The organism is Comamonas guangdongensis, from assembly GCF_041079535.1.
GTDB classification, from domain to species: domain Bacteria; phylum Pseudomonadota; class Gammaproteobacteria; order Burkholderiales; family Burkholderiaceae_C; genus Comamonas; species Comamonas guangdongensis.
The window spans coordinates 50,519-63,643 of sequence record NZ_JBFYGN010000021.1 but is presented as its reverse complement, the minus strand read 5'-3'; the positions used below and the strand labels follow the sequence as shown (position 1 = coordinate 63,643).

Annotated in this window: 9 protein-coding genes; 3 read left to right on the top strand and 6 right to left on the bottom strand. The window is 64.6% G+C overall.

Annotation, left to right across the window (positions count from 1 at the left end):
- Positions 1–91: 91 nt before the first annotated feature.
- Entirely contained in the window at positions 92–2,077 is a 1,986-nt protein-coding gene (locus AB6724_RS16655) for an alkyl/aryl-sulfatase (RefSeq protein WP_369339642.1), read from the top strand.
- A gap of 82 nt (positions 2,078–2,159) precedes the next feature.
- Here the strand turns inward: AB6724_RS16655 and AB6724_RS16650 are convergent, their stop codons facing one another.
- A complete protein-coding gene (locus AB6724_RS16650; protein WP_369339671.1) occupies positions 2,160–2,465 on the bottom strand; it encodes a c-type cytochrome in 306 nt (101 codons plus the stop codon).
- Positions 2,466–2,575: 110 nt separating this feature from the next.
- On the opposite strand from AB6724_RS16650, the gene AB6724_RS16645 reads away from it, so the two are divergent.
- Entirely contained in the window at positions 2,576–2,815 is a 240-nt protein-coding gene (locus AB6724_RS16645; protein ID WP_369339641.1) for a TIGR04438 family Trp-rich protein, read from the top strand.
- Positions 2,816–2,867: 52 nt separating this feature from the next.
- Here AB6724_RS16645 and AB6724_RS16640 read toward each other — a convergent pair whose 3' ends face one another.
- The 5 genes from AB6724_RS16640 to AB6724_RS16620 all read right to left on the bottom strand — a co-directional run bounded on the left by AB6724_RS16640 (position 2,868) and on the right by AB6724_RS16620 (position 11,002).
- Positions 2,868–4,322, bottom strand: a complete 1,455-nt coding sequence (locus AB6724_RS16640; protein ID WP_369339640.1) for an efflux transporter outer membrane subunit — start codon at positions 4,320–4,322, stop codon at positions 2,868–2,870.
- Positions 4,315–7,500, bottom strand: coding sequence for an efflux RND transporter permease subunit (locus AB6724_RS16635; RefSeq protein ID WP_369339639.1), 3,186 nt, complete (start codon positions 7,498–7,500; stop codon positions 4,315–4,317). Before AB6724_RS16635 ends, AB6724_RS16640 begins: the two co-directional genes overlap by 8 nt.
- A gap of 27 nt (positions 7,501–7,527) precedes the next feature.
- Positions 7,528–8,754: an efflux RND transporter periplasmic adaptor subunit gene (locus AB6724_RS16630; protein WP_369339638.1), complete on the bottom strand. Its 1,227-nt coding sequence runs from the start codon at positions 8,752–8,754 to the stop codon at positions 7,528–7,530.
- 104 nt (positions 8,755–8,858) lie between these two features.
- The gene (locus AB6724_RS16625; RefSeq protein ID WP_369339637.1) at positions 8,859–10,340 is read right to left on the bottom strand and encodes a sensor histidine kinase; all 1,482 of its coding nucleotides are present in this window, start codon (positions 10,338–10,340) and stop codon (positions 8,859–8,861) included.
- Positions 10,337–11,002 (bottom strand): response regulator transcription factor, encoded by a 666-nt coding sequence (locus tag AB6724_RS16620; protein ID WP_369339636.1) that lies wholly within the window; start codon positions 11,000–11,002, stop codon positions 10,337–10,339. The genes AB6724_RS16625 and AB6724_RS16620 overlap by 4 nt, the downstream gene beginning before the upstream one ends.
- 151 nt (positions 11,003–11,153) lie before the next feature.
- Here AB6724_RS16620 and ilvD point away from each other — a divergent pair, with 151 nt between their 5' ends.
- Positions 11,154–13,013, top strand: coding sequence for a dihydroxy-acid dehydratase (gene ilvD / locus AB6724_RS16615; RefSeq protein ID WP_369339635.1), 1,860 nt, complete (start codon positions 11,154–11,156; stop codon positions 13,011–13,013).
- Positions 13,014–13,125 lie beyond the last annotated feature (112 nt).

Below are 13,125 nucleotides of genomic sequence, written 5' to 3'. Positions count from 1 at the left end.
AATGTGACAGCAGCCTCGGTGGAGTCGAAGCCTTTTTGGGCTCTGACGCAGATCCATCAGGCGCTGACCGCTATAACAAAAGGAGACATATATGGAATTTCGGCTCACCCCCAAAGCCGGTGTTGCCGCATTGCTTGCCGCTGGCGTGCTGGCTGGCTGCGCAGCACCTTCTGCCGTTCCGCAAAACGCAGGTGCGCTGCAGGCAGGCCAGGTCAGCAGTGCCACGCGCGAGATGCTGGCCGCTTTTGCGCAAAGCCTGCCGCCTGACGATGCTCAGGATCGCGAAGATGCGCAGCGAGGCCTGATGGCCCGGCCCACAGGCCAGATTCGGGGCGCCGACGGTCGCGTGCTCAAGGATTTTGCGGCCTTTGATTTTGTGCAGGGCACCGCGCCCGACAGTGTCAACCCCAGCCTTTGGCGCCATGCCCGGCTCAATGTCCAGGCGGGGCTGTTCAAGGTCAGCGACGGTATCTACCAGCTGCGCGGCTTTGACATGGGCAATATCACCTTGGTCGAAGGCAGGACGGGCTGGATTGTGGTGGATGCGCTGACCAGCCGCGAGATTGCTGCGGCCGCCATGGCATTTGCACGCCAGCATCTGGGCAACAAGCCTGTGACGGCGCTGATCTTCACGCACAGCCATGCAGACCATTTCGGTGGTGCATTGGGGATCATCAGTCCGGCGGAAGTGGCGCAGCGCAAAGTACCCGTGGTGGCGCCCGCAGGCTTCATGAGTGAGGCCACCAGCGAGAACTTGCTCGTGGGCGCGGCCATGGCGCGGCGCGCCATCTACCAGTTCGGCACGCGGTTGCCTCTGTCGCCCACGGGCAATGTGGACACCGGCCTGGGCAAGAATCTGGTCAGCGGCCATACGGGGATTCTGCCGCCCACGGTCAGCGTGGACAGGGCCGATCAGGAGATCGTGCTGGACGGCGTGCGCTTTGTGTTTCACAACATGCCTGGGGCCGAAGCACCTGCCGAACTGACTTTCAGCATCCCTGAGCGCAAGGCCTTCGGAGGGGCCGAGATTCTGGCCCAGACCATGCACAATCTGCTGCCCATACGTGGCGCCAAGGTGCGCGATGCCCTGCAGTGGTCTGCCTATCTGCAAAAGGTGCTGGAGCAGGCTGGAGATGCGGAGGTGCTGTTCAATCAGCACAACTGGCCGGTCTGGGGCAAGGCGCGCATCGCCAGCTTCATCAGCCGTCAGCGCGATCTCTACCAGTTCATGCATGACCAGACGGTGCGCCTTATCAACCAGGGCCTGCAGCCTGCCGAGATTGCCGAGCAGATCAAGCTGCCAGCGTCACTGGCGGCTTTCTGGGGCGGACGCGGCTACTACGGCGATCTGCGCCATAACGTCAAAGCCATCTACCAGTTCTACCTCGGCAGTTACGATGGCAACCCTGCCAATCTGGACCCGCTGCCGCCGGGGCTCAAGGCGCAGAAATATGTGGCGGCGTTGGGCGGTACCGCCAGGGGGCTGGAGCAGGGCCGCGCAGCGGCCGGGCAGGGAGACTATCGCTGGGCGGTGGAGCTGCTGCAGCAACTGGTGTTTGCCGAACCCGATAACGCAGCGGCGAAAGAGCTGCTGGCCCGCTGCCATGAGCAACTGGGCTACCGTGCCGAATCCGCCACTTGGCGTAACAGCTATCTGACGGCGGCGCTGGAGTTGCGCGAGGGTGTGGCAGCCATGTCCAGGGATGTATCGGCCATGGCCGAGATGACGGCGCAGATTCCGACCGAGCGTTTTCTCGAAGTGCTGGCCACGCGGCTCGATGCGGCCAAGGCAGCGGACAGGCGCTTTGTAATGAATCTGGCGCTGGACGACGTGGGCGAGCGCTATGTGATCTGGCTGGAGAACGCGGTGCTGCATTTTCGCCAGGGACCCGCCCAGAACGATGCCGATGCGTCGCTGAGTCTCACCCGCCCCGCATTCTTGAAGCTGCTATCTGGAGCAGCCAAGGAAGGGCAAGCACCAGCGGCTATGAAAATTGAGGGCGACCGTGCAGCGCTGGGGGCATTCCTGAAGCTGTTTGATGCCAGCCGTCCCGATTTCCCCATCGTTACCCGATAGATCGGTAGCCCGAAAACAAAAAAACCGCATGGCTGACATGCGGTTTTCTTGTTAGCAGCTTGCACTGCAGGGCAGTGACAGATTACTTCTGCGACAGCACCCAGGCCACCAGCTTCTTGGCTTCGGCCTCGTTCACCTGAGGGTTGGCGGGCATGGGCACGGGGCCCCAGACGCCGGAGCCACCCTTCATCACCTTGGCTGCGAGCTTGTCGGCAGCATCCTTCTGACCCGCGTACTTGGCAGCCACATCCTTGAATGCGGGGCCGACCAGCTTCTTGTCCACGGCGTGGCAGGCCATGCAGTTCTTGGATTGAGCCAGGGCCTGGTCGGCCATGGCAGGAGCCACGGCAGCGGCAGACAGAGCGAAGGCGATCAGAGTTTGCTTCATCATGAGTTCTCGGGTGTGGGTTTAGGTGGAAGAGAAATTCTCGACGCATTGTAGAGCGCCTATTGTGTACTCAATGTGCAAGGTATATTGGCGAAATTGAAGGAGAGGGTATGTACTTGCTAGGACTGGCAATTTTGCTGTCGCTGCTGAAGCTGGCCGAGGTCGGCCCCGTTGCTGCCTGGAGTTGGTGGCCGATTCTGGGCGTCTATGCGGCGGCCGCCGCCTGGTGGGCCTGGGCCGATGCTTCGGGCTATACCAAGCGCAAGGCGGCGCAGAGGATGGAGCAGCGCAAGAAAGAGCGTATCGAGCGCCAGAAGCAGGCCATGACACCGGGCCAGCGCCGGCGTTGAATAAAAAAACCCGGCGGATGCCGGGCAAGAGGGAGTCCGATAGGGGGCCGGCCTATTGCTTGGCCGCAGCCTCGGGCTTGAGCACGCCGCCGCCCAGCGACTGGTAGAGCGCCACCACGTCGCCATAGAGGCTGCCATGAGCCGCGACGCTGGCGGCGCGTGCCTGCAGCCAGGACTGTTTGGCGGCCAGTGCCGTGGGCAGGCTGGCATAGCCGGCATTGAGCTGGGACTGGCTGAGCTTCCAGGTGGTCTCGCTGGCGCTTTCGCTGTCACGGCTCATCTGCAGGGCCCTGGTATCCGTATCCACGGCATACAGGGCATTGGCCACGTCCTGGAAGGCCGACAGCACCGTGCTTTGGTAGCTGGCGGCCGAGGCCTCCAGCTCCGCCTGCGCGGCCTTCTGGTGCGCCAGCAGCGTGCCGCCGCTGAAGATCGGAGCGAGCAGACCGGCACCCACGGACCAGGTGATGTTGCCCGCGGAGAACATGCGCGAAAAACTCGTGGCGCCGCCGCCGTAGGCTGCAGAAATGCTGAGCTGGGGCAGGCGGGCGGCGGTGGCCACGCCCACGGCCGCGCTGGCCTGCTGAACCTGGGTTTCCGCCGCTCGGATGTCGGGGCGCTGCTCCACCAGCTCGGAAGGCACGACCTGGGGCAGCAGCGGCAGCTTGAAGCTGGACAGGGGCAGCAGCGCCGGAGCCTTATCCGGGGTGCGCGCCATGAGCGTGGCCACCAGATTGCGCGTCTGCTCGAGCGATTTCTGCAGCGGTGGCAGCTCCTGCTGCAGCTGCAGCAGCAGGGTCTGCTGGGTGGCCACGTCCATGCCGCTGGCGTAACCATTGGCCTGCTGCTTGCGCATATGCTGCAGCTGCTCCTGGGCCGCCTCCACGGCTTGTTGCAGCAGCATGCTCTGTTCCTGCAGCATGGAGGCCTGGATGACGGCTGCCACCAGATTGGCCGCAAGGCTCAGGCGTGCGGCCTGCAGCTGCAGGCGCTGGTTTTCCTCGGCGGCCTGCAGACCTTCAACCTGACGGCGGTTGCTGCCAAACAGGTCGGGGCTGTAGGAGACGCTCAGCTGCGCCGTGTGATAGGTGTAGAGCGAGTCCCCGTTTTCCAGTGGCGCGGACATGCTCTGGCCCGTGTTCTGGCGCGAGGGGTTGTAGCCCAGCTGCACCGAGGGCAGAAAATAGCCGCGCTGGGCCACCACGTTCTGGCGGGCCGCGCGCAAAGTGGCCTGGGCGGCCTCGATGGTGGGGCTTTTCTCCATGGCTTCCTGCACCATGGCATCGAGCTCGGAGGAGCCGAAGGCCTGCCACCACTGGGCGCTGATGTCGCCGGTATTGCTGCCCGGCAGCGTCGTGGCCACGGGGCCGCGGGTCAGCGCCTGCGGCGCATTGACCTTGGGGCGCACATAGTCCGGCCCCGCGGCGCAGCCTGCGAGCAGGCTGGTGATGCAGGCGGCCAGGCCGATGGCGTGCAGTTTGCTAGTTTGTTGGAATGGTTTACGCACGTTTGCCTCCCAGACCTTCTCGGCGTGTATTGGGTTTCATGCGGCGCAGCACCACCAGGCGCAGTGCCGGCACGACCAGCAGCAGGAACAAGGGCCCGATCAGCATGCCGCCCACGACCACGGTGGCCAGGGGGCGCTGGACCTCGCTGCCGATGCTGTGCGAGATGGCCGCGGGCAGCAGGCCGATGCAGGCCGACAGAGCCGTCATCAGCAGCGGGCGCATCCGGCTGCGGTAGGCCTCGCCCACGGCGCGTGCGGGTTCATGGCCCAGGGCGCGCAGGTCCTTGTAGACGCTGAGGATCAGAATCCCGTCCATGACCGAGACACCGAGCAGCGAGATGAAGCCGATGATGGCCGAGACGCTGAGCACCTGACCCGATACATACAGCGCCAGAATGCCGCCGATCACGGTGAAGGGCACGGAAGCCAGGGTCAGCAGGCAGTAGGTGAAGTTGTTGAACAGCGCGTACAACAGCGCAAACACCAGGCAGAAGGCCACGGGAATGGCAATCATCATGCGGCCCTTGGCCTGCTGCAGGGCTTCGAACTCACCCGCATAGATGATGCGGTAGCCCTGGGGCAGCTGCACCTGCTGGGCGATGCGGTGCTGCACCTCGCTGACGGTGCTGCCCAGATCGCGTCCGCGCGCCGAGAACTTGATGGGGATGTAGCGCTCGTTGCTTTCGCGGTAGATATAGGTGGCACCCGTGTCCAGCGTGATCGTCGCAATGTCCGACAGCGGGATATAGGAGGTGCCGCCCGAGGCCGTGGTATAGCCCACACGCAGATTGCGCACGTTCTCGGGCGAGGCGCGGCTGACCTCGTTGAAGCGCACGGTCAGGCCGAACTGCTTTTCGCCATCGAGCACCGTGGTGGCCTCGGTGCCGGCCAGCGCGGTCTGGATGGTGCTGGCCACATCACCGGTATTGAGGCCGTAGCGGGCGGCTTTCTCGCGGTCGATGCGGATGTTCATATTGGGCTGGCCCAGCACGTGGAATACGCCCAGGTCGGCCACGCCGTCGATATGGCTCATGACCTCATAGACCTGATCGGAGAGCTTTTCCAGCGTGGTCAGATCGGGGCCGATGATCTTCACCGAGTTGGCGCCCTTCACCCCCGACAGACCTTCCTGAACATTGTCCTGGATGTACTGCGAGAAGTTGAAGCTCACGCCGGGGAACTCGGCCGCAAACTTGGCCTGCAGCTCGTTGATCAGGCGGGCCTTGGTCATGCCCGGGCGCCATTTCTCGAAGGGCTGCAGCGGTGCGAACAGCTCCACGTTGTTGAAGCCCGAGGCATCGCTGCCGTCGTCGGGGCGGCCGTGCTGCGAGACCACGGAGACCACCTCAGGGTACTCGTCGATGATTCTGCGCATGCGGTTGGTCTTGTCGCGCCCGGCCTCCAGCGAGATCGTGGGCGGCATGGAGGCGCGGATCCACAGATTGCCTTCTTCCAGGGCCGGCAGGAACTCGCTGCCCAGATGCATGGCCATCATGGCGCCGCCGGCCAGTGCCAGCGCACCGCCGGCCAGCACCAGGCGCGTGTTCTTCAGCACCCAGTCCAGCGCGGGTTCGTAGACGCGGTGAATAGCCCGGACGACGAAGGTTTCCTTCTCTTCCACCTTGGCCGGCAGCAGATAGCTGGCCAGCACCGGGGTGATGGTGAAGGTGGCGATCAGCGCGCCGGCCAGTGCATAGCCATAGGTGCGCGCCATGGGGCCGAAGATCTGGCCTTCCACACCCTGCATCGCAAACAGCGGCGTGAACGCGGCGATCGTGATGAAGGTGGAGAACAGCACGGAGTTGTCCACCTGGGTGGCGCTCAGATAGATCATGCGCAGCCGCGTGGTCCAGCCGTCACCGGGCTGGGTGCGGCCACCGTCCGACCCCTTGGACATGGAGCGCAGCATGGCCGCGCGTATGGCAATGGGGCGCTGGAAGTTGCGGAAGACGTTCTCCACGAGAATCACGGCCGCATCCACGATGATGCCGAAGTCCACCGCGCCCAGCGACAGCAGATTCGCCGACTCGCCCGTGAGCACCAGCATCATGATGCTGAAGAACAGCGCAAACGGGATGTTGACGCTGACGATGACGGCGCTGCGCAGATCGCCGAGAAAGACCCACTGGATGAAGAACACCAGCAGGCAGCCGAAGATCAGGTTGTGCAGCACGGTATGGGTGGTCACGCCGACCAGCACCGCGCGGTCGTAATAGGGCTCGAGCTTGACGCCCGCGGGCAGGGTGCCGTCGGAGTTGATCTTCTCCACGGCCGCCTTGACCTTGCCGATCACATCGCTGGTGTGCAGTGTGCGGTTCATGATCACCACGCCGGTGACCACATCGTCCTGCTTGTCGCGGCCGGCTTCGCCCAGGCGCGGAACCGTGCCTTCCTTGATGGCCGCCACGTCCTTGATCTGCACGGGCAGGCCGTTCTTCTGGCCCACGACGATGTTGGCGATATCGTCCAGGTTGTTGACTAGGCCCAGACCGCGGATGTTCACCGACTGGTCGCCCACGCTGATCGCGCGGCCGCCCACGTTGAGGTTGGCGTTGCCTATCGAATCCAGCAGATTCTTGAGCGTGATGCCATAGGCCTCCAGGCGCTTGGGATCGGCATCGACATGGTATTCCTTGGTCGTGCCGCCCCAGGTCACGACCTGCACCACGCCGGGTACGGTCAGCAGGCGTTTTTCAATCACCCAGTTCTGCAGCGTGCGCAGATCGGTCAGGCTGTAATTGGACGGTCCCCTGACCTGGTAGCGCAGGATTTCGCCGACCAGGCTCGAAGCCTGGATCTGCGGCTGTACGCCATTGGGCAGGTTCACATTGGCCTGCAGATTGTTGGCGACCTGCGAGAGCGCGAAATAGTAGTCCGTGCCGTATTTGAAAGTGACGCGCACGAACGAGAGCCCATAGAACGAGGTGGAGCGGATGTTGTCCACATTGGGCGTGGTGGCGAGTCCGATTTCCATGGGGCGCGTGTAATAGCGCTCCATTTCCTCGGCGGACAGGCCGGGGGCCTGAGCCGTGATTTCGAGAATCACGGGTGCGGGGTTGGGATAGGCCTCCACATTGAGCTTGGAGAAGGCAAACAGGCCGGCTCCCATGAATGCCAGCAGGGCCAGCAAGACAATGGGGCGGCGCGACAGTACAAAGGCCAGCAAAGGTCTGAACACGGCAATACTCCTGAATCGGACGCAGCTTTACTGGGCTTCGGTTTCGTACAGACTGCTCAGGAACAGCGCATTGCGGCGCGCAATCAGTTGGCTGCTATTGAGGCCCTGCTGAATCTGCACCCAGCCGTCGGCGGTCTTGCCGCGCACCACGGTGGCCTTGGTGAACAGCGGGCCCTTGGCATCCTTGCCCATGGCCAGCCAGACCACGTCGCGGCCGCTGCCTTCACGCACCACGGCCTGGGCCGGAACGGCCAGACTGTCTTCGGCGGCCGCCACGGTGATGTTGAAGTCCGCCGTCATCTGGGGACGCAGCACATGCTCGGGATCGGCCACCTCGGCGCGCACCACGAAGCGCCGGCTGTCGGCGTCCACGCTGTCGCCCACATAGGAGACCTTGCCTTCGAAGCTCTTGCCGGGCCAGGCCGACACATGCACCTGCACCGGCTGGCCGAGGCGGTACTGGCTGAATTCCGATTCGGGCACGCTGGCCACCATCCACAGCGTGCGCATGTCGGAGATCACCATGGGCGCGGGGTCCGTGCCGGGCTGCACCAGCTGTCCGGGCTGGGCCGCACGCTGCGTGACGCGGCCCGCAATAGGGCTCTTGACCGCGAATTCGAGGCCGATCTTGCGATCGCGCTCGATCCTGCTGACATCGGCCTCGCTCAGATCGAACAGGCGCAGATTCTGCCGTGCCGCATCGTAGGCGGCCTTGGCGCTTTGCTGATCCGCCTGGGCCTGCAGGTATTCCTTCTGGGGAATGCTGTTGTCCTTGGCCAGTGTTTCGGCGCGCCGCAGCGTCTCATTGGCATTGTGCAGCGTGGCGCTGGCCGAGATCAGCGTGGATGCGGCCTGGGCCATGTCGGGCACGGCCACCGTGTAGAGCACCTGACCGGCCTTCACATCGTCACCGGCCTTGACCAGCACCTGCGAGACGCGCCCCTGATAGGGCGAGAACACCTTGCTGGTGCGGTCCTGGTTGAAGTCGATGGCGCCGATGGAGTGGCGCACATTGGTGAAGGCATGGGTCTCGGGGTGGCCCACGTCGAAGCTGGCCAGCTGGTCGGGCTGGATGCGGACCATGCCTTTGTCGACCTTGCCGGATATGGACTCGACCGGCGTTTCTTCGGCCTGTGCATTGTGCGAGCCGGCATAGATGATGCCGCCCACGAGGGCCACGCAGGCGAGTGCCACGGCCGCGATGATGGTGGTGCGCTTTTTAGGCGAAATACTTTGAGGGACTGGGGCGGACATGTTGGGCCATCCTTGAGTTCAAGCTGCTCGGAGAGCGGCTGGACCCGTCTTGCAGACGTAGTCCAACTGCTGTGCAGCCGAACATAAGCCCGGCAAGCTTTACATCAGCTTGACATCCCGTTCTCGTCGTCGCCTGCGGCGTCGATTTCCAGCCGCTGGACCTCGCAGGGCAGGGTGATCTCAAAGCAGGCCCCTAGTCCCGGCTTGTGGAGCAGTGCGAACCTGCCGCCCAGGCGCTCCACGATGCGCTGGGCAATCGACAGCCCCAGCCCCGAGCCTTCCGGTATGCCGTGGTCGCCGCGCCAGAACGGCAGCAGCAGCTTCTCGCGCGACTGGGCATCCAGCGGCGGGCCGTCGTCCTGCACCTGCACGATCAGGTGGTGCTCATGGTGGTGCAGCAGCAGCGCTATATGCGTGCCGCCGTAGCGTATGGCGTTGTCCAGCAGGTTGGAGATGACCTCGCCCAGCAAGATGGGCGAGCCCTGCAGAAAGAATTCCTGGCGCGGATCGACATGGTTCTCAACCGTCAAGGTCTTGCCCGCAGCCTCGGCATGGCCGCGCCAGCGCGGTGCCGGCTCCAGCACGGCTTCCACGGCATCGAAGCGCTCGGGCTCGGCGGCAGAATCCTCGGCCACGCGCGCATAGGCCAGCAGCTGCTTGACCAGGCGCGCGCCGCGGGTGGCGACCTCGTCGAGCTGGGCCAGTACCTCCGCATCCATGGGCTGCAGCGGGTCGGCTTTCTGTATGCGCCGCATGTCGCCGACCAGCAGGCGTATGCCGGCCATGGGTGTCTGCAACTGGTGGGCGGCATCGGCGATGAAACGGCGCTGCTCGGTAACCGAGGCCTGCAGCCGCTGCAGCAGGGAGTTGGTATGCGCCACCAGCTCGCGCAGCTCCTGAGGCACCTGCTCCACGGGCAGGGGCGATAGATTGTCGTCGCCATGCGCCACGACCAGAGCGCTGAGCTGGCGAGCGGGCGACAGGGCGTGGCGGATGCTGTAGTAGAACAGCGGAATGATGAGGAAGCCGGCCAGCAGGGCCGGCAAAAAAATGGCCGTGGCGATCTCGTCCTTGACCTGGCGGCGCTTTTCCTTGGACTCGGCCACGATGACCCAGACAGCTTCGTCGCCGGCGGCGGGCTGAAGGCGCTGGGCCACGACTCTCAGCGGCGTGCCATGGCGGCTGAGGTGGTCAAAGAAGATGGCCTGTCGTTCATGGCGCAGCTCGATATCAGGGATATCCAGCTGCAGATCGCCGACCAGCTTGCGACCGCTTTCGGTGTGCACCGAATAGTGGCTCAGCGACAGCGAGTCGAACACCAGGGAGTCGGCCGTCTCCTTGCTGGCCGCGAAGCTGGCGATGCCCTCGTTCCAGCGCAGTTGTGCCGACAGGGCCTGGGCGTCGTCGGCCAGCAGCCGGTCGAACGAGGTGCTGGTGCTGCGCCCGGCCAGCAGGTAGGCGGCGCCGGTGGCCAGCACCGCGCAGGCCACCCACAGCGAGACCACGGGCAGCATCAGCTGCTTGAGCAGGCTGGGTCTGATCCAGCCCAGGGGATTCAGGTTCAGACGGTGGCCGCGCGCGCTCACAGCAGCTCCAGTGCGTAGCCCACGCCGCGCAGCGTGACGATGTTCACCCCAGCGGGCGCCAGCTTGCGGCGCAGCTTGAGGATGTAGATTTCCACCGAGTTGGCGCTGAAGTTGCTCTCCCAGCTCGACATGGCCGAGATGATGCGGGACTTGGGCACGGCGCTGCCGTGCGAGGACATCAGCAGCTCCAGCAGCGCCGCCTCGCGCGGGCTCAGCGCCAGCCGCTCCTGGCCGAAGTACAGCTCCTTGGTGTCGGTGTTGAAGCGCAGGTTGCCCAGGCTCAGCAGATTGCTGGCATTGCCGCTGCGCCGGCGCGTGACGGCCCTGAGGCGGGCCACCAGCTCCTCGGGCTCGAAGGGCTTGGCCAGATAGTCGTCGGCGCCGTTGTTCAGCCCCTGCAGGCGGCTGGTCAGCCCGTCATTGGCGGTGAGTATGAGCACCGCCAGGTCCTTGCCCAGGCTGCGCCAGCGCGAGAGCACCTCCAGGCCGCCGCGTCGGGGCAGGCCCAGGTCCAGCACGGCCGCGTCATAGTCCTGCGTTGCCGTTGCGGAAAGAGCGTATTCGCCATCGGTGACGGCGTCGACCTGCCAGCCTTCGGCCTGCAGCATGCGGCTTATGCCCAGTCGCAGGGCGGGATCATCTTCAACAACAAGTACACGCATGGTTGGGGTCTGTGAAATGCTCGGGTGTGGCGGTCGCCATTTTTGCGCCAAATGCGAAGCATTGGTGCGTCCTGTGCCGGTTTGCCGCTCCGCCGTACGGTGGCGGCTGGGACATAATGGATCATTTCCGTCTTACACACCGATATCCCCCATGCCCGCATACCGCTCCAAAACCTCCACCGGCGGCCGCAACATGGCCGGTGCACGCGCCCTGTGGCGTGCCACCGGCATGAAAGATGGCGACTTTGACAAGCCCATCATCGCCATTGCCAATTCCTTCACCCAGTTCGTGCCCGGCCACGTGCACCTGAAGGACCTGGGTCAGCTGGTGGCGCGCGAGATCGAGGCCGCGGGCGGCGTGGCCAAGGAATTCAACACCATTGCCGTGGACGACGGCATCGCCATGGGCCACGACGGCATGCTGTATTCGCTGCCCAGCCGCGACCTGATCGCCGACTCGGTCGAGTACATGGTCAATGCCCACTGTGCCGACGCTCTGGTGTGCATCTCCAACTGCGACAAGATCACGCCCGGCATGCTGATGGCCGCCATGCGCCTGAACATTCCGGTGATCTTTGTCTCCGGCGGCCCCATGGAAGCGGGCAAGACCAAGCTGGCCAACCCCACCACCCATGTGATGGAGTTCAAGAAGCTGGACCTGGTGGACGCCATGGTCATTGCGGCCGACCAGAGCTACACCGACGAGCAGGTGGCCCAGGTCGAGCGCTCGGCCTGCCCCACCTGCGGCTCCTGCTCGGGCATGTTCACGGCCAACTCCATGAACTGCCTGACCGAGGCCCTGGGCCTGTCCCTGCCCGGCAACGGCACCGTGGTCGCCACGCACGCCGACCGCGAGCAGCTGTTCAAGCGCGCGGGCCGCCGCATCGTGGAACTGGCCCGCGAGTACTACGAGCAGGAAGACGCATCCGTGCTGCCGCGCGCCGTGGGCTTCAAGGCCTTCGAAAACGCGATCACGCTGGACATCGCCATGGGCGGCTCCACCAACACCATCCTGCACCTGCTGGCCATCGCCCAGGAAGCCGGCATCGACTTCACCATGGCCGACATCGATCGCCTGTCGCGCGTCGTGCCCCAGCTGTGCAAGGTTGCGCCCAACACGCAAAAGTATCACATCGAAGACGTGCACCGCGCGGGCGGCATCATGGCCATCCTGGGCGAGCTGGAGCGCGCCGGCAAGCTGCACACCGATGTGCCCACCGTGCATGCCAAGACCATGGGCGAAGCCCTGGCACAGTGGGACATAGTTCGCACGCAGGACGAGTCCGTGCGCCACTTCTACCTGGCCGGCCCGGCCGGCATCCCCACACAGGTGGCTTTCAGCCAGAACACCCGCTGGCCCAGCCTGGATCTGGACCGCGCCGAAGGCTGCATCCGTTCCTACGACCATGCGTTCAGCAAGGAAGGCGGCCTGGCCGTGCTGACCGGCAATATTGCCGAAAAAGGCTGTGTGGTGAAGTCCGCGGGCGTGGACGAGTCCATCCTGGTCTTCGAAGGCCCGGCCCATGTGGTGGAGTCGCAGGACGAGGCCGTGGAACATATCCTCCACGACAAGGTCAAGGCGGGCGACGTGGTCATCGTGCGCTACGAAGGCCCCAAGGGCGGCCCGGGCATGCAGGAAATGCTGTATCCCACCAGCTATCTCAAGTCCAAGGGCCTGGGCAAGGCCTGTGCGCTGCTGACCGACGGCCGTTTCTCGGGCGGCACCTCGGGCCTGTCCATCGGCCACTGCTCGCCCGAGGCGGCTGCGGGCGGCGCGATCGGCCTGGTGCGTGACGGCGACCGCATCCGCATCGACATCCCCAACCGCACCATCGATGTGCTGCTCAGCGCCGAAGAGCTGGCCAAGCGCCGCGAGGAGCAGAACAACAAGGGCTGGAAGCCCGTTCAGCCGCGCCCGCGCAAGATTTCTGCGGCGCTCAAGGCCTATGCCAAGCTGGTGACCAGCGCCGATACCGGAGCCGTGCGCGACCTGTCGCTGCTCGAGGACTGAGTTACTTTTGTTGCCGCATCGCGCCGGCATGGTCATGCGTGTTGGCGCACAATCAGCAGCCGCCCGATCTCATTCGGGCGGCTGTTTTTATTGCGCCGCGAGAAAGTGAAGT